At 67.9% G+C, this 17,882-nt stretch carries 15 protein-coding genes; 4 read left to right on the top strand and 11 right to left on the bottom strand.

Annotation, left to right across the window (positions count from 1 at the left end):
- Positions 1 to 22 precede the first annotated feature (22 nt).
- Positions 23 to 1,558 carry an MFS transporter gene (locus CQ040_RS00930; protein WP_105525505.1) on the bottom strand — a complete coding sequence of 512 codons (1,536 nt, stop codon included), beginning with the start codon at positions 1,556 to 1,558 and terminating at the stop codon, positions 23 to 25.
- 96 nt (positions 1,559 to 1,654) lie between these two features.
- On the opposite strand from CQ040_RS00930, the gene CQ040_RS00925 reads away from it, so the two are divergent.
- Positions 1,655 to 2,197 (top strand): TetR/AcrR family transcriptional regulator, encoded by a 543-nt coding sequence (locus CQ040_RS00925; protein ID WP_028502746.1) that lies wholly within the window; start codon positions 1,655 to 1,657, stop codon positions 2,195 to 2,197.
- Between the two features lie 63 nt (positions 2,198 to 2,260).
- Here CQ040_RS00925 and serA read toward each other — a convergent pair whose 3' ends face one another.
- The 3 genes from serA to CQ040_RS00910 all read right to left on the bottom strand — a co-directional run bounded on the left by serA (position 2,261) and on the right by CQ040_RS00910 (position 4,785).
- A complete protein-coding gene (serA, locus tag CQ040_RS00920) occupies positions 2,261 to 3,865 on the bottom strand; it encodes a phosphoglycerate dehydrogenase (protein WP_105525506.1) in 1,605 nt (534 codons plus the stop codon).
- Between the two features lie 123 nt (positions 3,866 to 3,988).
- The gene (locus CQ040_RS00915; protein ID WP_105525507.1) at positions 3,989 to 4,324 is read right to left on the bottom strand and encodes a hypothetical protein; all 336 of its coding nucleotides are present in this window, start codon (positions 4,322 to 4,324) and stop codon (positions 3,989 to 3,991) included.
- Positions 4,321 to 4,785 carry a hypothetical protein gene (locus CQ040_RS00910; RefSeq protein ID WP_181156688.1) on the bottom strand — a complete coding sequence of 155 codons (465 nt, stop codon included), beginning with the start codon at positions 4,783 to 4,785 and terminating at the stop codon, positions 4,321 to 4,323. Before CQ040_RS00910 ends, CQ040_RS00915 begins: the two co-directional genes overlap by 4 nt.
- A gap of 84 nt (positions 4,786 to 4,869) precedes the next feature.
- Between CQ040_RS00910 and CQ040_RS00905 the strand changes: the two genes are divergently transcribed.
- Complete coding sequence (locus tag CQ040_RS00905; RefSeq protein ID WP_105525509.1) at positions 4,870 to 5,823, top strand: hypothetical protein; 954 nt, start codon at positions 4,870 to 4,872, stop codon at positions 5,821 to 5,823.
- Positions 5,824 to 5,836: 13 nt separating this feature from the next.
- Here CQ040_RS00905 and CQ040_RS00900 read toward each other — a convergent pair whose 3' ends face one another.
- Positions 5,837 to 6,499, bottom strand: coding sequence for a GntR family transcriptional regulator (locus CQ040_RS00900; protein WP_105525510.1), 663 nt, complete (start codon positions 6,497 to 6,499; stop codon positions 5,837 to 5,839).
- Positions 6,500 to 6,572: 73 nt separating this feature from the next.
- Between CQ040_RS00900 and CQ040_RS00895 the strand changes: the two genes are divergently transcribed.
- Entirely contained in the window at positions 6,573 to 9,407 is a 2,835-nt protein-coding gene (locus tag CQ040_RS00895) for an FAD-binding and (Fe-S)-binding domain-containing protein (RefSeq protein ID WP_105525511.1), read from the top strand.
- 74 nt (positions 9,408 to 9,481) lie between these two features.
- Here the strand turns inward: CQ040_RS00895 and CQ040_RS00890 are convergent, their stop codons facing one another.
- The 6 genes from CQ040_RS00890 to CQ040_RS00865 all read right to left on the bottom strand — a co-directional run bounded on the left by CQ040_RS00890 (position 9,482) and on the right by CQ040_RS00865 (position 16,520).
- Positions 9,482 to 10,822: an alpha-L-fucosidase gene (locus CQ040_RS00890; RefSeq protein WP_105525512.1), complete on the bottom strand. Its 1,341-nt coding sequence runs from the start codon at positions 10,820 to 10,822 to the stop codon at positions 9,482 to 9,484.
- The gene (locus CQ040_RS00885; RefSeq protein ID WP_308736898.1) at positions 10,819 to 12,363 is read right to left on the bottom strand and encodes a M81 family metallopeptidase; all 1,545 of its coding nucleotides are present in this window, start codon (positions 12,361 to 12,363) and stop codon (positions 10,819 to 10,821) included. Before CQ040_RS00885 ends, CQ040_RS00890 begins: the two co-directional genes overlap by 4 nt.
- 66 nt (positions 12,364 to 12,429) lie before the next feature.
- Positions 12,430 to 13,404: an ROK family protein gene (locus CQ040_RS00880; protein ID WP_105525514.1), complete on the bottom strand. Its 975-nt coding sequence runs from the start codon at positions 13,402 to 13,404 to the stop codon at positions 12,430 to 12,432.
- A 2-nt stretch (positions 13,405 to 13,406) separates the two neighbouring features.
- The gene (locus tag CQ040_RS00875) at positions 13,407 to 14,315 is read right to left on the bottom strand and encodes a carbohydrate ABC transporter permease (RefSeq protein WP_028502756.1); all 909 of its coding nucleotides are present in this window, start codon (positions 14,313 to 14,315) and stop codon (positions 13,407 to 13,409) included.
- Complete coding sequence (locus tag CQ040_RS00870) at positions 14,305 to 15,210, bottom strand: carbohydrate ABC transporter permease (protein WP_105525515.1); 906 nt, start codon at positions 15,208 to 15,210, stop codon at positions 14,305 to 14,307. The genes CQ040_RS00875 and CQ040_RS00870 overlap by 11 nt, the downstream gene beginning before the upstream one ends.
- Positions 15,211 to 15,260: 50 nt before the next feature.
- Complete coding sequence (locus CQ040_RS00865) at positions 15,261 to 16,520, bottom strand: ABC transporter substrate-binding protein (protein ID WP_258131203.1); 1,260 nt, start codon at positions 16,518 to 16,520, stop codon at positions 15,261 to 15,263.
- A gap of 201 nt (positions 16,521 to 16,721) precedes the next feature.
- Here CQ040_RS00865 and CQ040_RS00860 point away from each other — a divergent pair, with 201 nt between their 5' ends.
- The gene (locus CQ040_RS00860) at positions 16,722 to 17,873 is read left to right on the top strand and encodes an ROK family transcriptional regulator (protein ID WP_105525516.1); all 1,152 of its coding nucleotides are present in this window, start codon (positions 16,722 to 16,724) and stop codon (positions 17,871 to 17,873) included.
- The last annotated feature ends 9 nt before the right edge of the window (positions 17,874 to 17,882 follow it).

The raw sequence follows: 17,882 nt of genomic DNA, 5'->3' as shown, positions 1-17,882 counted from the left end.
GCCGGTCCTCCCAGCGTACTGGTCAGTGCGAGGGGGCCTTGCGCAGTGTGACGGCGGCGATGACGCCGGCGACGACCACAAGCCCTGCACCGATCAGCGAGGTGACCATCACACCGGAGCCGAACGCGGCAGCAGCCGCATCCCAGAGCGCCGTCCCGAGCTGCCCCGGAAGCGCCTGCGCCGCCGTGTACGCACCGGCGAGCGTCTCCCCCGCCGCATGTGCGACGTCGGCCGGCAGCCCTTCCGGGAGCACGAGCGCGCCACGGTAGAAGGCCGTGATGATGCCGCCGAGCACCGCAGTGCCGAGCACGGCGCCGAGCTCGTACGCCGTTTCGGAGACGGCACTGGCCGCGCCGGCCTTCGCCGCAGGAGCACTCGACAGGATCAGCTCATTGGAGATCGTCTCGGCCGCGCCGATTCCGATGCCGAGCACCACGAATGCGACCACGAGAGGCAGGACGCCGTGCTCATGGGTCGTGAACGCGACGATCAGGTATCCGGCGACCGAAAATGCGAGTCCGACGGGGATCACGATGTGCGGCGGCACCCGACGCGAGACCGGTACTACTGAGAGACCGGCGACGATCATCGCGAGCATTCCGGGGACGAGCGCGAAGCCGGCCATCATCGGCGACAGTCCGAGGACGAGCTGCAGATGCTGCGACACGAAGTACAGGAATCCGACCAGCGCCACCACACTGAGCAGGTTGACCAGGATCGCTCCGGAGAACGACCCACGCTTGAACAGAGCCATGTCGAGCATCGGACTCTTCACGCGCAACTGGCGACGCACGAACAGGTATCCCATGCCGAATCCGAGCAGTGCCCATGCGCCTGCCGTCAGGCTCGGCCCGTCGACGGCCAGCGACTTGATCGCGTAGACCACAGGGATCATCGTGGCCATCGACAGCGCGATGCTGACCAGGTCGATCCGGCCGGGGTTCGGGTCGCGGCTCTCCGGTACCAGCAGCGGCGCGGCGATGAGCAGCGGGATGAGCACCGGGACGGCGATCAGGAAGACGGATCCCCACGCGAAGTGCTCGAGGAGGATACCGCCCACGATCGGGCCGAGCGCGGAACCGGCGGAGAAGGCCGAGGCCCACACCGCGATGGCCATGCGGCGCTGGTCGCGGTTCTGGAAGATGGAGCGCAGGAGGGAGAGGGTCGACGGCATCAGCATGGCGCCGAAGAAGCCCAGGAGCGCACGGGCGGCGATGAGCAGTCCCGCTGTCGGTGCGAAAGCGGCGAGGGCCGAGACAGCCGCGAAGCCGGTCGCGCCGATCAGCAGCATCTTCCGGCGGCCGAAGCGGTCACCCAGCGTGCCCATGGTGACGAGGAGACCCGCGAGAACCAGCGGGTACACATCGATGATCCACAGCTGCTCAGCACCCGTCGGCGCGAGCGCGATGGAGATCTCGGGGAGCGCGAAGCTCAGCACCGTGTTGTCCACCGACACCAGCAGCACCGGCAGCATGAGGACGACGAGCGCCGCCCAGCCGCGGGCTCCGACGCGGGGAGCGTCCGTCTCTGTCGTCGGGATCGACGCAGTACGGGTCATGGAACACCTCTCAGGAATCGTGATGGCTCGGTTAGTGAACCGTCCGGATGGTATAGTAACAGAATTCCCGCCCGTCACCTGTGCAGAGGAGCCACGATGCCCCGACCTCCGCTCGCCCGCGAGAAGGTTCTCGACGCCTTCGAAGCGATCCTCATCGAAGACGGTGAGCGGGCAGCAACGCTCGACGCGACGGCCAAGGCCGCAGGCGTCTCCAAGGGTGGGCTCCTGTATCACTTCGGCTCGAAGGATGAGCTGGTGGCAGGACTCGTCGAGCGCCTCGACCGGCTCACGAACCTTGACCTCGAGCGGATGACGGCGGCCGAGGAAGGCCCCGTCGCCTACTACGTACGCACATCTGTGATGGAGGACGACGCCCTCGATCGGGTCCTGATCGCCGCGACACGGCTGGCGCAGGGCGGATCGGTCCCCGCAGCCGACATGCTCCGCGAGACGAGAGGCCGCTGGGCGGACACGATCCGCCCCCATGTGCGAGACGCCGCGAGCCTCGACCTCGTGATGCTGGTCAGCGACGGCCTCTACTTCAACAACTCGCTCGACGTGCACGGACCGGAGCGACTGGTCCCCCGCAGCCACGAACTCGCCGAGCTCATCGCTCTGGTGCTGAAGGCAACGGCCTGACCCCGGCTGCAACGAGAGAGGGCGGGAGCATCGCGCTCCCGCCCTCTCTCGTGAATCTGCCGATCAGATCTCGGTGATCTCGATCTGACGGAAGAGGTCGGCGTCGATCGCGTCGCGCACATCGTCGAGCAGCTCGTCGGAGACCGGCGAGTCCAGCGTCAGCACGCTGAGCGCCTGCGCACCGGCCGCCTGCCGAGCGATCTGCATGCCGGCGATGTTGATGCCCGCCTCACCGAACTTCTGGCCGTACACAGCCACGATGCCGGGACGGTCGGTGTACAGCATGACCACGTGGTGCTTCTCGATCGGCAGTTCGAGTGCGTGATCGTTGATCCCGATCAGCTTCTCGGCCTGCTTCGGACCGGTGAGCGTGCCCGACACGGACAGCTGCGTGCCGTCGGACAGCGCCCCGGCCAGCGTGATCACGTTGCGGTACTCGTCGCTCACGTCATCCTTGATGAGGCGCACAGCGATGCCGCGCTGGTCGGCCAGGAGCGGCGCGTTGACGTAGGACACCGTCTCGCTGACGATGTTCGTGAAGACGCCCTTGAGCGCTGCGAGCTTGAGCACGCTCACGTCATAGTCGTTGAGCTCACCGTGCACCTCGACATCGAGGCTCGTGAGCGGGGAGGTCGCCAGCGAGGCGAAGATCTGACCGAGCTTCTCGACCAGCGAGATACCAGGGCGTACGTAAGGGTCGATGACGCCACCGGCGACGTTCACCGCGTCAGGGACGAGGTCGCCACCCAGCGCCAGTCGCACGGAACGGGCGACCGAGACTCCGGCCTTCTCCTGCGCCTCTTCGGTGCTGGCGCCGAGGTGCGGTGTGACGACGACGTTCGGCAGGTCGAGGAGCGGGCGCGCGGTGCCGCCTTCCGCCGGGGGCTCCGTCGTGAAGACGTCGAGGCCCGCGCCAGCGATCTCACCGGCAACGAGCGCGGTGTGCAGCGCCTCCTCGTCGATCAGTCCGCCGCGGGCCACGTTCACGACGAAAGCGGTCGGCTTCATGGCCTTGAACTGCTCGGCGCCGATCATGCCCGTCGTCTCGGGCGTCTTCGGCATGTGGATCGTGAGGAAGTCCGACTCGGCGACGAGCTCGTCGAGCGAGAGCAGCTGCACGCCGAGCTGCTGTGCACGGGCGGAGGTGACATAGGGGTCATAGGCGACGACGCGCATGTCGAACGCCGCGAGACGCGCGGCGACGAGGGCGCCGATACGGCCGAGTCCGACGATGCCGACGGTCTTCTCGAACAGCTCGGCACCGGTGAAGGAGCTGCGCTTCCACGCACCGGCCGACAGCGAGGCGTGAGCGGCCGGGATGCGACGGGCGAGGCTCAGGATGTGGCCGACCGTGAGCTCGGCGGCCGAGACGATGTTCGAGGTCGGTGCGTTGACGACCATGACCCCGGCAGCAGTTGCCGCCTTGATGTCGACGTTGTCGAGGCCCACTCCGGCGCGGGCGACGACCTTCAGCTTCGGGGCATGCCCCAGAGCCTCTTCGTCGATGCGGGTCGCCGAGCGGACCAGCACGGCGTCGGCATCCGCGAGTGCCGCGAACAGCGCCTCGCGGTCGGTGCCATCGACGTCGAGGACGTCGAAGTCGGGACCGAGAGCGTCGATCGTGGCGGGAGAGAGTACTTCGGCGATAAGCACGACAGGCTTCGGCACAGTGGATCCTTCGGGGCAGCGCGGCAGGGGCCGATGCGCCGCACACCATGGGGGCGCGATCGCGTCAACTCTACCGGAGCAGTCACCACGCTCCGTGCCGTGTGACGCCGCGCGAACCGCGTCTCAGGCGCTCGGCATCGTGAGGCTCAGCGCGATCAGGCTCATCCAGAACACCGCGACGATGCCGAGGCCCGCAAGGAACACGAGGGCGAGCTCCCCCACTCGACGCCGCCTGCCGATGACGTACGCGAAGGCGAAGACGATGGCAGGGAAGACCACGCCGAACAGCAGCGTCGCCCACCCACCGCCGGTGAGCCCGGTCTGCGCCATCGTGATCAGATGCGCCACCGCGTTCCACACCGCATAGGCGTAGAACAATCCCGCCAATCCGATGACGAGTCCGACGAGCCAGCGCGGCGATCCTGCAGAAACCTGCTGTGCGGTCTGAGGGGTGCTCATGATCCGATCACCCCCACAGTGACGAAGGGCCAGGGAACGAGGAGGACCACTCCGGCGAGCAGCACGGCGACGCGGATCCAGGCCGCTCTCCCCCGCGTGAGCACCCAGCTCGCCAGGAACCACAGCGCGGGCGCCGCGACAGCGAGGAAGAACCACGGCAGGAACATCACGTCGGAGACGAGGAACGACGCCAGCGGCTGGAGCCGGAGTCCGCCGACGATCCAGCCGATCGTGTAGAGGAGGTAGACACCGCCCACGATGCCGACCAGCAGCAGCATCGGCGTGCTCAGCCCCGCGGGCTCGTCCGCCTGTGCGGGCGTGATCGTGCCGTCATCCTCGATGGTGCCCACGTCGTCACTGCCCTTGCCGACGGCGTTCCAGCCCTGCGGAAGCGCGCGATCCTGCGGCGGAACGGCCTCATCACCATCCCAGTTGAGGGCGTCGTCGGAATCGGAAGTCATGTCCCCAGCGTAGGACACCGATTCCACTAGGCTCGGGGTTGCCTTGAGCCGGATCGGCGGGCATCGGAGGGAAAAGGGAGCACCGTGGCTGCGAGCGACAAGGCCGAGAGCGACAAGACCAACGCCGGCGTCGAACCGTCGGTGAACGGCGCGAACTCCGAGCCGCCCGCCGGCTGGGTCCCGACCGCCACTGCAAAGGCGAAGGCCACCCGCTTCCGCTGGATCGCCGCGATCCTTTGGGCGGTGGCCATCATCGGAGAGGCCGTCGGCATCTTCTGGCTCCTGCGACAGCGTGTGTTCGTCGGAGAAGACGGCACCCTCGTGCGCAACCCCGACACCGGCCTCCTTGAGGAGCACGGCGTCACCGCGACTTTCCCTCAGTGGGCGTTCATCACCCTCCTCGTGCTGCTCGTCGTGATCGCCGCACTGTCGATCACCGGATCGGTGCTGTGGAAGAAGGCGAACCGCCTCGATCCCGCCCGCAAGGCCGACAAGACACGGTTCTTCGTACAGAACCAGCTCGGGGCGATCATCGCTATCGTCGCGTTCCTCCCCCTCGTCATCCTGATCTTCCTGAACAAGGACATGGACAAGGGGCAGAAGACCACGGCCGGCATCGTCGGCGTCGCGCTCGCCGCTCTCGCGGTCTTCATCGGCGTGGACTTCGCCCCGCCGTCGGTCGAGCAGTACACCGCCGATCAGTCCGCGGTGATCCAGCTCCTCGGCAAGGACGAGGTCGTCTGGGTCGACGGCGGCAAGGTCTACCACGTGTGCGACGAGGTCTCCGCGATCCAGACCGGCAGCGAGATCCGCACCGGCACGACCGCAGAAGCCGTCGAAGCCGGCAAGATCCGGCTGACGCTCCAGTTCGCCTCCGAACTGCGCGCCTGCGACCTTCCCGTCCCGACGAATGACGAGGAGATCGCCGAGGCGCTGCGCGAGATCCAGGCGGGCCAGGTCGACACCGTTCTTCCGCAGCCGGTCTGGGCCGACCCCTCCGAAGCGCCGATCGTGGTCGAGGAGGCCCCGGCCGAGTGACGGACCCTCGGCGCTAGTCCGCGTCGAGCGCCTCCACGAGCCTCTCCTCGGCCGAGGAGAGGTGAGCTTCGAGAAGATCGGCGGCGCGCTGCCCTTCCCCTGATGCGACGGCGTCGAGGATCTCGGCGTGCTGGGCGGCGATCACTGATGCGTCGAGCAGCCGTCGGCCCTGCACCTGCGCCATGCACAGTCGCACCTCGTCGAGGACGCTGAGATACATCCGGCCGGTGCGCTCGCTCTCGAGCGCGTCGATGAGTGCGGTATGGAAACGCAGGTCGGGGTCGACGGTCGCCGGGTCAGGCCCCGGAGGCATCCCGACGATCTCGGCGTTCGCGTCGACGGCCGCCTGCGGCACGGTCCTCGTCGTCGCGAGCTCACGCAGAGCGGCGCTCTCCAGACGTGCCCTCGTGCGATAGACGTCGCGCACGGTCTCGGGGTCGATCCCGACCACACGAGCACTCCGATGCGCAGTCCGCACCAGGAGTCCATTCGCGACGAGCTGTTCGATCGCAGCCTTCGCGCTGGGCCTCGCGACGCCGAAAGTCTGCGAGACCGCAGCTTCGGTGACGGGGGCGCCGGAACGGATCTCGCCGCTGAGGATGCGTCTGCGCAGCTGCGCGGTGACGGCATCCACGACACCGATGATCCCGAGCGGTGCCTCCGAGGTCGTGGTCATCCGGTCAGCCTATCGAAGGCATCGCGAGTCGGTACACTTGTCTGACAATCTTTCGACGGAGCAGAGGAGCACCGTGCCGACCACACTCGTCGAACCGCTCGATCCCGCCCTGCTGGGCTCGACGACGCAGGTTCACTCACGCTCCATCGACCGCTTCGCCAGGGCGCACGATGCTTCGCACTACCTCCTGATCCCCGACGCGGTCCTCTCCCCGGCAGACGCCGAGGGCGTCGCGAACGCGTTCGGAGCCGTCCGCGCCGCCGGGCGCACCATGACGTTCCGATCCGGAGGTACGAGCCTCTCCGGGCAGAGCGTGAGCGGCGACATCCTCGTCGACACCCGCAGCAACTTCCGCTCCATCCGTGTGGAGGACGACGGCGCCACGGTGTGCGTCGGCCCCGGCGCGACCGTGCGCCAGGTCAACACCAGACTCACCCGGTATCGCCGCAAGCTCGGCCCCGACCCCGCGAGCGAGATCGCCTGCACGATCGGCGGGGTCGTCGCGAACAACTCCAGCGGCATGGCGTGCGGAATCACCGAGAACTCCTACCAGACCATCGAGTCGATGACGATCGTGCTCCCGAGCGGCACGATACTCGATACCGGCCGACCGGATGCGAACGAGCTGCTGCGCGCGGCAGAACCCGCGATCGCCGACGGGCTCCTCTCCCTGCGGGCACGTCTGCTCGCCTCGCCCGAGCACGTCGCGTTCCTCCGCCAGCAGTTCTCGATGAAGAACACCATGGGGTACGGGCTCAACGCGCTGCTCGACTTCGACGACCCGGTACGTATCCTCGAGCACCTCATCATCGGCTCCGAGGGCACGCTCGCCTTCGTCGCAGAGGCTCGCTTCCGCACGATCGAGGTTCGTCCGTCGATCGCGACGGGGCTGCTCGTGTTCGAGACGCTGTCGGCCGCGATGACCGCGCTTCCCGACCTGGCTCGCCTCGGCCTCGCCACGATCGAGCTGATGGATGCGGCATCTCTGCGCGTCGCACAGGGGCTGAGCGACGTGCCGGGCGCCATCGCCGAGATCGAGGTCCGGGGTCATGCCGCGCTCCTGGTCGAGGTCCATGCCGCCGATGCGGATGCGCTCGAGGAGGCGCGTTCGGCCGCACAGACGCACTTCGAAGCCCTGCCGCTGGCCGTCGCCCCGCGCCTCACCACGGATGCAGGCGAACGTGCCGCGCTGTGGCACGTTCGCAAGGGCCTCTACACCGCGGTGGCCGGCGCCCGCCCGTCCGGCACAACCGCGCTTCTCGAAGACATCGTGGTCCCCGTGCCGCGACTGCTGCACACCTGCGAGCGTCTGATCGAGCTGTTCGCCGAGCACGGCTACGAGGGCTCCGTCATCTTCGGGCACGCCAAAGACGGCAACGTCCACTTCCTGCTCAACGAGCGCTTCGACGATGCCGACAGCGTCGCCCGCTACCGGCGCTTCACCGACGACCTGGTCGAGCTCGTGCTGTCGCAGCAGGGGTCCCTCAAGGCTGAGCACGGCACCGGACGCATCATGGCACCGTTCGTGCGTCGCCAGTACGGCGACGAGCTCACCGACATGATGTGGGAGATCAAGAGCCTCCTCGACCCCGACGGCATCCTGAACCCGGGAGTGGTCCTCTCCGACGACCCCGACTCGTACCTGCACGACCTCAAGCGGGTGCCGACGGTCGAGAAGGAGGTCGACCGCTGCGTCGAGTGCGGCTACTGCGAACCGACCTGCCCGAGCAAGAGCATCACGCTCACCCCTCGACAGCGCATCGTCATCCGCCGCGACATGGCGTGGGCCGAGGAACAGGGCGATACCGAGCTGCTGCGAGACCTGCAGAAGGACTACGACTACGACGGCGTGCAGACCTGCGCGGTCGACGGCATGTGTGGCGTGGCGTGCCCGGTCGACATCAACACCGGCGACCTCGTGCGCCGTCTTCGGGCGGAGCAGACGAATGCGGTCGAGGGCGCCGTGTGGGGCGCCGCCGCCAAGCACTGGGGCACGGTCACCCGCGCCGGAGGTGTCGCACTCACCGTCGCCGATGCCCTCCCCGCTGCGCTCGTGCGTGGGGTGACACACGTCGGCCGCGCCGTCCTGGGCGCCGACACCGTGCCTCTCTACGACGGCGGGCTCCCCCACGGCGGTTCGAAGCCGCCACGACCCGAATCGCCGCCCGATGCGCAGGCCGTCTTCTTCGGCGCCTGCATCGGCACCATGTTCGGCGCAGAAGCAGAGGGCCAGGGCTCGCGGGATGCACTGAGCGCTCTGCTGGACCGTGCAGGTATCCCGGTCGTGATCCCGGAGGAGAACGGCGGACTCTGCTGCGGCACGCCGTGGAAGTCGAAGGGCCATCTCGACGGCTATGCGCTCATGTCGGACCGGGTGCTCGACTCGCTCTGGGAGGCCAGCCGACACGGCGAGCTTCCCGTGGTGTGCGACGCCGCCTCGTGCACCGAGGGCCTCGACGTGATGCTCGCGCAGTCCGTCGCGAAGAATCCCCGCTACGCGGGCCTGCGGATCGAGGACGCGACGACCTTCGTGGCTCGCGAGGTGCTGCCGAAGCTGAGCGTGTCGGAGAAGCTCCCGACCGTCGCCGTGCACCCGACCTGCTCCACGACTGCGCTCGGGGCGACGGGAGCACTCACCGCTATCGCCGAGGCTGTCGCCGACGACGTGTTCGTCCCGGAAGGCTGGGGCTGCTGTGCGTTCGCCGGTGACCGCGGGATGCTGCATCCGGAGCTGACCGCCAGCGCGACCGCCCAGGAGTCCGCGGAGATCGCCGACGCCGAGAGCGAGCGCGGCGGTTTCGATGCGTTCGTCTCGGCCAACCGCACCTGCGAGATCGGTATGACGCGCGCCACCGGCCGGCCGTACCGCCACGTGATCGAAGTGCTCGAGGAACTCACCCGGCCCTGACGCCCCGCACACACAGTGATGGCCCTCCCGAATCCGCTCGGGAGGGCCATCACGTCGTCGCGATCCGATCCGTTTCAGCCTGCGGAAAGAACCGCGACAGCCTCGCCGCGGAGCCCTGCGGGGATCACCACGACCGTGCTGTCGTCGACAGACCGCTCCACGATGCTGCCGTCGACCCAGCGCAGGTCTGACGCCAGGAGCTCGTCGGGCAGTTCGAGCGTGCCGACGCTCGGGTCGAGAGCGTGCACGTGCACGGTCGACCCCGTGGTCGTGTAGCGACGCGGGGCGCCGTTGCGCTCCCCCATCCGGATCCACGGACGCGTGCCGTAGATCGCGCCGCCGTTCGTCTGCAACCACGCACCCAGCTCGCGCATCGCACGCCGCTGCAGCTCCGGGATCGAACCGTCGGCTGCGGGACCCACGTTGATCAGCAGATTGCCGTTCTTCGCCACGACATCGACGAGCAGCCGGATCAGCGCCGCACCGGACAGCGAGTGCCGCTCGTCCTCGGCCTGGTTGAAGCCGAACGAGTAGCCGAGGCCGCGCGTCGACTCCCACGGCTCCGGGATGATCTCGGGGATGTCCGTGTACTCCCGCGTCAGGAAGCCGTAGTAGGGCACACCCCAGCGGTCGTTGACCACACCATCGGGCACTGCGTCGAAGTATCGCTCCAGGAGTGCGGCGACCGCGAACTCGTCCCGGCCTTTGCCCCCGTCAGGCCACTCGATGTCGTTCCAGAGCACGTCCGGCGAGAATCGCGCCACGAGCTCGTCGAGCTGCGCGGCCGAGTACCGGGCGAAGTGGGCGTCGTTGCGGCGGAAGCGGAACAGATCGGTGTCGGACTCGATCGGTGGGAAATCGCTCACGTGCCAGTCGAGCGCTCCGGAGTAGTAGACGCCGAACTTCGCGCCCGCTCGACGGGTGGCGTCGTGGAACTCGGAGATCAGGTCACGGCGCGGGCCCCGAGCGGCCGCGTTGAAGCCGGTCGTTGCCGTGTCCCACAGGCAGAAGCCCTCGTGGTGCTTCGTGGTGGGGACGATGTACTTCGCGCCCGCGCCGACGAGCTCGCCGACGAACGCATCCGCGTCGAAGGACGTGGCATCCCACTGATCCGCCAGGTCCTCGTAAGAGGTGCCCGGTCCGAAGAGCTGCTGATGCCGCTCCCACGTCGGGCTGCCCGCGATCCGCACCGTGTTGCCGTACCACTCGGCGTACTGGTGCCAGGCATAGGCGTCTTCGGTGGGGATGTTCACGCCCTCACCGTGCTGCACCGCCCACGCCGGCACCGAGTAGAGCCCCCAGTGCACGAAGAAGCCGAGCTTCGCGTCGCGATACCAGTCGGGCACACCCTGCGTCGGATACACCGGAGCACTCGCCCCGAAGTCCGGGCCCGTGCGCTTCTCGAAATTCATCATGCGTTCTGCTCCTCGAAGGCTCCGCGGCGGACGACCACCGCTGTCAGGTCGGGATCCCCGTCCAGGTCGAAGGGATAGACACCGGACTGCAGGCTGTGATGCCCCAGACGCAGGAGGTCCTGGTCGACGCCGCCGGGTGTCAGGGCGAGGGTCCACCCCGCAGCGAGCTCGTACAGCTCGGGCTCGAGGTAGCCGATCTTCACCACGACGATGTCGGCGGTCGTGGGCTCGAGGCCCAGGATCCGGAAGTCCGAGAGGTGGTGGAACGGCTTGCGGCGCTCGGTGATGATGGCGCGCAGTCCGCCCACCTCGATCACGACCTGTGTTCCCGCGTCCGAATCGCCCTCGGTGATGGAGAACACGGTCCCGGTGATCGCCACAGGGCCATGCGGGCCCGCGTCGACCCCGGCGCCGGCATCGAGCGTGACGGCGGCACCGACGCCGGCGACGACCGCGTGCGCGACGGCCCTGCGATCGAAGATCGAAGCGACCAGGGTGGTGTGGCTACCGTCGGTGAGCTCCGGACGCTCGATCAGGTGCGCCAGAGTCCAGGTCACGTCGCCCGCTCCGCCGGCGGTCGGGTTGTCGCCGGAGTCCGAGATCAGATACGGGTGCGGGGCATCCGCGGCGAGGGCCTTCTCGAGCGCCTCGTCGAGCGAGCCGGTCTCGGCCACGAACACGAAGTCCTCACGAGCGTCCCAGAACATCCGCGCCACGCGCTCCGCCTCGCGCGCGATCAGGTCCTCGTCGTCTCCGGTCACCACGACGTACGCCTGGCACCGCGGTTCATCCGCCCACGCGTAGCCGATCCAGACCGAGGCGTCGACGACGCCGGGAAGCGCCTCGATGACCGGCAGCTCTGCGTAGATGCTGCGTGCGGGTTCGAGGCGGGTGCTTGTCTTCTCACCGGGCAGGAGCACCGGGACAGGCACCCACGCCGAGAACGGGCGGCGACGCAGCGGGTCGGTGCCGTACGGCCCTCGCAGCCGGGCGAGCAGATTCCACACCGCACGCTCCTTGGTGTTCATCCAGTCCTCGTGCGGCGCCATCCGGTAGCAGGTCAGCAGATCGACCGCGTCGCGCAGCACCTCGGAGACGTTGCCGTGCAAGTCCATCGAGGTCGACACCAGGGTGTCCGGGCCGAGCGCCGCACGTACCGCGAGCGCGAGGTCGCCCTCGGCGTCGTCCATCCCGACGACGCTCATCGCGCCGTGGATGTCGAAGAAGAACCCGTCGAAGGGGCCGTGCTCGCGGATGCCCGTGATGATCGCGTCCTTCATCCGCCGATAGGTGTCTGGCGCCACGGCGCCTCCGGGCAGTGAGCGACCGTGCGTGAGCGGTACCCACTCGGCAGCGGCGGCGAGCTCACGCCCGTCATCGAGGAAGGGGTAGTACGCCCGCAGCGTCTCTCCGGTGCGGACCGTGAAGGCCTCGTCCCCGGAGATGTGAGGGGAGAACGTGCTCGACTCGATCGAGATCCCTGCGATGCCGATACGGGGCCTCGAGAGCCCGCCGTCGGCGACGGTCGGAAGAGGACCCATCCAGATCTCGTGGGCTTCGGGACGTGTGGTCACGTGATGCGCTCCTTGTCAGTGCGAGGGTCGAGCTCAGTGTGCGCCGGCCGGCACGAGGGCGCGGCGGGCGGTTTCGATGGCGCCGAGTGCGACGGCATCGGAACCGAGGACAGCGGGGACGATGCGCAGCGGAATGCCCGACACCGGCGAATCCGTGCGCAGAGTGCGGGCGATCGCCGGCGCGAGGAGATCCCAGGCCGCGGTCACTCCACCGCCGACGATCGCACACGGCAGATCGAGGATCGTTGCCGCGCTGGCACAGGCGAGCGCGAGCGCGCGACCGGCGGCGTCGAACACCGCGATCGCATCTGCGTCACCACTTCGGGCACGGTCCGCGACCTCCCTGGCATCGAGCACCTGACCCGCCGTGCGCTCCTGATAGCGCAGCGCGATCGAGGTGCCGGATGCGAGGGTCTCCAGGTGTCCGGTCTGCCCGCAGGTGCACACCAGGTCGCTGTAGCCGGGCGTGTGACCGATCTCCCCCGCCGCGCCGTGCGGGCCGTGGTGCAGCTCGCCGTCGATGATGAGTGCCCCGCCGACGCCCGTGCCGAGCATGACGCCGAGCACGTCGCGGTCTGTCCTGCCATCGGCCGCCGCCTCACCGAGGAGGAAGGCGTTCACGTCGTTCTCGACGCGCACAGGAACCCCGAGGCGCGCTTCGAGCTCGTCCGCCAGCGGGAAGCCCGCCCACCCGACGAAGGTCGCCGATGCCGCCCGGATCGTTCCGGTCTCATGGTCGATGACCCCCGCGGCGCCGACCCCGGCTGCCACGAGCGTCACGTCGGCTTCAGCGACGAGGGCGCGGACAAGACCTGCCGCCGCGTCCGCCATCGCGCCTCCGCCGAGAGCGGCGGGAGCGGGAACACTCCCCCTTGCGAGCACCGCGCCCTCTTCGCTGACGAGGAGTGCGGCGATCTTGGTGCCGCCGATGTCGATCCCGACCAGTCCTGCTGCAGGCCCCGAGGAGACCGCGATGGGCATGGTGATCCCGTGTTCCTGACCGACCATGCTCAGCGTCCGCCCAGTCCTGCCATCGCGATGCCCTTGACGAGGTGCTTCTGCAGCACGATCACGAGAATCGTCGTCGGCACCATCGAGATGATCGCCGCGGCCATCTGCAGGTCCCACCGCGTGCCGGTGAGCCCGGCGAAGCTCGCCAGCCCCACCGGAAGCGTGCCGTGCGCGTTGTAGTCGACCGTCACGATCAATGGCCACAGGTAGCTGTTCCAGAAGGAGAGGAAGGTGAACACGGCCAGCACGGCCACCGCCGACTTCGACAGCGGCAGGATGATCTGCAGGAACGAGCGCACGGGGCCTGCACCGTCGACGCGGGCTGCCTCTTCGAGCTCGTACGGGATGCCTCGGAAGAACTGGCGCATCAGGAACGTTCCGAACGCGCCGAACGCGAACGGCAGGATCAGCGCTTGGTAGGTGTCGACCCAGCTGAACCACTGCATCACCTGGAACATCGGGATCACGAGCACCTCGGCCGGCACCATGAGCGTCGCGAGGAACAGCACGAAGACCGCGTCGCGGCCTTTCCATCGCAGACGCCCGAAGGCGTATCCGGCCGTGGTCGAGACGACCAGCACGACGAGCGTGCCGCCGATCGCGACGATGAAGGAGTTCATGATGTAGGTCAGGAACGGACCGTACGCGAAGACGTCGACGAAGTTGCTCCACCGCAGCTCCGACCCGATGAGGGTCGGCGGCATCGAGAACATCTCGGCGTTCGGCTTCAGCGCCGAGAAGAAGGCGTAGATCAACGGCGAGATGAAGATCAGCGCCGCGACATAGATGCCGACGTGCGCGAGGATCAGACGCACGCGGGCGGCCGGCGTCGTGGCGGCGCCGCGCGCGCGGTCGCGGTCGGAGCGGCCGGCACGACCCGTGGGGCGGACGAGGGTCTCAGTGCTCATAGTGCACCCACTTCTTCTGCGCGGCGAACTGGAGACCGGTGATCGCGATGATGATCGCGAACAGGATCCAGGCGGCTGCGGCGGCGAGGCCGAGATCACCGAAGGTGAATCCCTGCTCCCAGATGTACATGACGAGAGGCTTGGTCGCGTTGCCCGGTCCACCGCCGGTGAGCATCTGCGGCTGCACGAACACCTGCAGGGAGGTGATCATCGTCATGATGGTGGCGAAGAAGATCGAGGGCGAGATCATCGGGATGATGATGCTCCACACACGCCGGAATCCTCGGGCACCATCGATACTCGCAGCCTCGAGCACGCTCTCGGGCAGCTGCTCGAGAGCGGCGGAGAAGATCAGCATGTTGTAGCCGAGTCCCTGCCAGACACTCATCACGACGACCATGATCATGGCCCACGACGGGTCGGCGAGGAAGTTCGGCAGTTCGATCCCGAACCAGGTCTGCGAGAGACCGTTGAAGAGTCCCTGCGGCTGCAGCATCATCTTCCACACCAGTACGTTGGCGACCATCGGGGTCACGACGGGGATGAAGAAGAGCACGCGCAGGGCGCCTCGTCCGCGGATGCGCGAGCCGAGGCCGAGAGCGAGCACGAGCGAGAGAGCGACGCTCAACGGCACGTAGAGCAGTGTGTACACCGCCGAGTTGCGCAGCGCCGGCCAGAAGTCGGGGCTGCTGGTGAACAGCTTGAAGTAGTTGTCCACCCCGTTGAAGGTCCGCTCGCCGAAGGTCGGCCAGTCGAAGACGCTCATCACGATCGAGAGCCCGACGGGCACGATCGTGAACACGGCGAGCCCGATCAGGGCTGGGCTTGCGAATCCCAGCGCCTGACCGGCCTCCACCTTGGCGAGCGATCGTCGACTTCTCGTCGTGATCGTCATCTCAGTTCTTTCTCTGTTGCTGCGTTACTGCTGCGGTGGCCGGAGCCGGGTCACTCGCCGAACTGCGCCTGCGCGTTCGAGAGCAGCTCTTCCATCGTCATCTGGCCGTTGTAGACGCTGACGAGGTTGGGCTGGATGTAGCTGTCGAGCTTCTGCCAGTTCTTCGTCATGTACAGCGGGACGGTGTCGGCGAACGCCGCCTCGAAGACGGACTGCACCTGGTCGCGGTACTGCTCGTCGATCGACTCGAAGTACAGCGGCTGCGAAGACGTGCGCGCGGGGTACGAGCGGCCGGAGGAGGCGATGTAGTCCTGTGCGTCCTCACCCAGCAGCGAGCCCATGACCTTGAGTGCGGCCTCGGGGTTCTTGCAGTTCGCCGAGATGCCGTAGCCCGAGCCGAGGATCGGGCCGGGGTTGCCGTCGACACCCGCGGGCAGCGGGACCATGCCGGCGGCGAAGCCGGACTCGTTGTCGAGGTAGCTGACCGCGTTCCAGGTTCCGTCGACCGCCATGGCGGCGTTGGCGCCGGTGTACTGGTTCTCGCCCCAGCCGGTGTCGGAGGCGGATGCCACGGGGGCGGCGACCTTCTTCTCGGTGACGAGCTCGGCGTACCAGGTCGAAGCATCGACGAAGGCCTTCTCGTCGATGTGCAGCGTGCCGTCCTCGGAAGCCGGCTGCGTCGCGGAGTACGCGATCGGCATCGACATCCACTGGTAACCGCCCATGCCCATGCCGAAACCGAACTTGCCGTCCTTCGTCGCGTCGGCCGCGATGGTGTCGAAGTCGTCGAAGGTCCAACCGATCTCCGGGGTGGCAGCGCCGGTCGCGGTCAGCATGTCCTGGTTGTAGTAGACGAGCATGGTGGCCACGTCGAACGGCACTCCGTAGGTCTTGCCCTCGAAGCTGAGGATGCCGTCGGCACTGGGGTTGAACTCAGCCCAGTCGATGCCGGCCGTCTTCAGGTCGGCGTCGCTCAGCTCGCGGAATCCGCCCGTGTAGCCGCCGAGCTGCGCGCCGCTCATTCCGGTGACGCAGGCCATGTTGCCGCTGGCCATGTTCGTGGTCAGCTTCGTGAAGAAGTCGCTCCACGGCGACGTCTGCAGCTTGATCTTGATGTCGGGGTTCTGTTCCTGCGCCAGAGCGACTTGAGCCTCGAGGGCATCGACATCGGACTCACTCCCCGCCCACATGTCGACCACGATCGTGTCGCCGTCGGCGGAACCGCCCGTGCCGCTGCCGCTCGCGCAGCCGGTCATCGCGACTGCGACGCCTGCGACGGCGACCACAGCCCCTACACGCAACTTCTTCATTGAATGCCTCCTGGAAGGGAACTGGTTAGTTCGAGTCTCGAATTAACCTAGTAGGATTTCGTATGAAGTTACCGTTTCATACTTCGCAAGTGGCCGCAAGCTGAACATCCGATGTTTATCGGAGCTTGATAATTCGTAACTCCCGGGAAACACGACCATCCCCCGCTACGCTGACGATGCTCCGACCAGGAAAGTGCTCCCATGACCAACTCCGCTGACACCGCAGTCGACGATCCGCAGACGCGACGGATCCTCGACCTCGTCGCACGGGGCGAAGCCCGCTCCCGCTCAGAACTGGCCGCACTGCTCGGTGTGGCCGCATCGACGGTCGGACTCCGCGTTCAGGCGCTCCTCGATGCCGGCGTGCTCCGCGAAGCCGGAGACGGCACGTCACGCGGCGGGCGACGCCCACGGGTCCTCCAGATCGCCGCCGACGGCTTCGTGCTCACCGCCGACATCGGCGGCGGTCATGCCCGGATCGGCAGGCACTCGCTCAGCGGCGCGCTCCTGGACAGCGAGTCGATCGCCGTCGACGTGACAGAAGGCCCGGAAGCCACACTCGACCGTCTCGCCGGGGTGTTCGACCGCCTCACGACCACGGGCAAGGTGCACGCGATCGGAGTGAGCCTCCCGGGGCCCGTCGACATCGCGACAGGCTCCGTCGACCAGCCCTCACGGATGCCCGGGTGGCCCGGCTTCCGCGTCGGAGACCACCTCTCCGCGCGTTATGGCGTCCCCGTCGCGGTCGACAACGACGCCAACCTCGCTGCCCTCGGCGAGCACCGAGAACGGTTCGGGCACACAGGCCACAGCATCACGGTGAAGGCGGGAACCGCGATCGGCAGCGGAATCATCGTCGACGGCCGGGTGCATCGCGGGGCGACCTCTGCCGCCGGCGACATCACACACACCCGTATCGACGGGAGCGGAGACATCCCCTGCTCGTGCGGCAACACCGGCTGTCTCGAGACGGTGGCCAGCGGTGCGAGCCTCGTACGCCAGATGCGCGACCGCGGCATCGAGACCGTGCACACGACGACCGACGTGCTCAGCCTCGCCCGCGACGCGGACCCCCTGGCCACGACGCTGGTCCGCACTGCCGGGACTCACCTCGGACAAGCGCTCTCCGGCGTGGTCAACTTCTTCAACCCGCACGCGGTGTTCCTGACCGGCAGCATGAGCGCGTCAGAACCGTTCATCGCGGCCGTCCGCAGCCGCGTGTACGAGGCATGCCACCCGCTCGCGACCCAGCGCCTGCAGATCGAGGCAGCGACCACCGGAGCCGACGCGATCCTGCACGGCGCCGCGCGCCTCGCGCTCGAGGGCATGGACATCCCCGTGGCGACGGCCTGATCCGCCGCC

It is taken from the genome of Microbacterium sp. MYb54, from assembly GCF_002979515.1.
Lineage (GTDB): Bacteria > Actinomycetota > Actinomycetes > Actinomycetales > Microbacteriaceae > Microbacterium.
The sequence above is the reverse complement of the archived record's forward strand: the minus strand, read 5'-3'. Positions and strand labels throughout refer to the sequence as shown.

Coding starts and splice junctions, on each gene's coding strand:
- CQ040_RS00870 (WP_105525515.1), bottom strand. CDS start 15,210: ATGACGATCACGACGAGAAGTCGACGATCGCTCGCCAAGGTGGAGGCC.
- CQ040_RS00890 (WP_105525512.1), bottom strand. CDS start 10,822: ATGATGAATTTCGAGAAGCGCACGGGCCCGGACTTCGGGGCGAGTGCT.
- CQ040_RS00885 (WP_308736898.1), bottom strand. CDS start 12,363: ATGGGTCCTCTTCCGACCGTCGCCGACGGCGGGCTCTCGAGGCCCCGT.
- CQ040_RS00915 (WP_105525507.1), bottom strand. CDS start 4,324: ATGAGCACCCCTCAGACCGCACAGCAGGTTTCTGCAGGATCGCCGCGC.
- CQ040_RS00865 (WP_258131203.1), bottom strand. CDS start 16,520: ATGAAGAAGTTGCGTGTAGGGGCTGTGGTCGCCGTCGCAGGCGTCGCA.
- CQ040_RS00880 (WP_105525514.1), bottom strand. CDS start 13,404: ATGGTCGGTCAGGAACACGGGATCACCATGCCCATCGCGGTCTCCTCG.
- CQ040_RS00900 (WP_105525510.1), bottom strand. CDS start 6,499: ATGACCACGACCTCGGAGGCACCGCTCGGGATCATCGGTGTCGTGGAT.
- CQ040_RS00860 (WP_105525516.1), top strand. CDS start 16,722: ATGACCAACTCCGCTGACACCGCAGTCGACGATCCGCAGACGCGACGG.
- CQ040_RS00930 (WP_105525505.1), bottom strand. CDS start 1,558: ATGACCCGTACTGCGTCGATCCCGACGACAGAGACGGACGCTCCCCGC.
- CQ040_RS00925 (WP_028502746.1), top strand. CDS start 1,655: ATGCCCCGACCTCCGCTCGCCCGCGAGAAGGTTCTCGACGCCTTCGAA.
- CQ040_RS00910 (WP_181156688.1), bottom strand. CDS start 4,785: ATGACTTCCGATTCCGACGACGCCCTCAACTGGGATGGTGATGAGGCC.
- CQ040_RS00875 (WP_028502756.1), bottom strand. CDS start 14,315: ATGAGCACTGAGACCCTCGTCCGCCCCACGGGTCGTGCCGGCCGCTCC.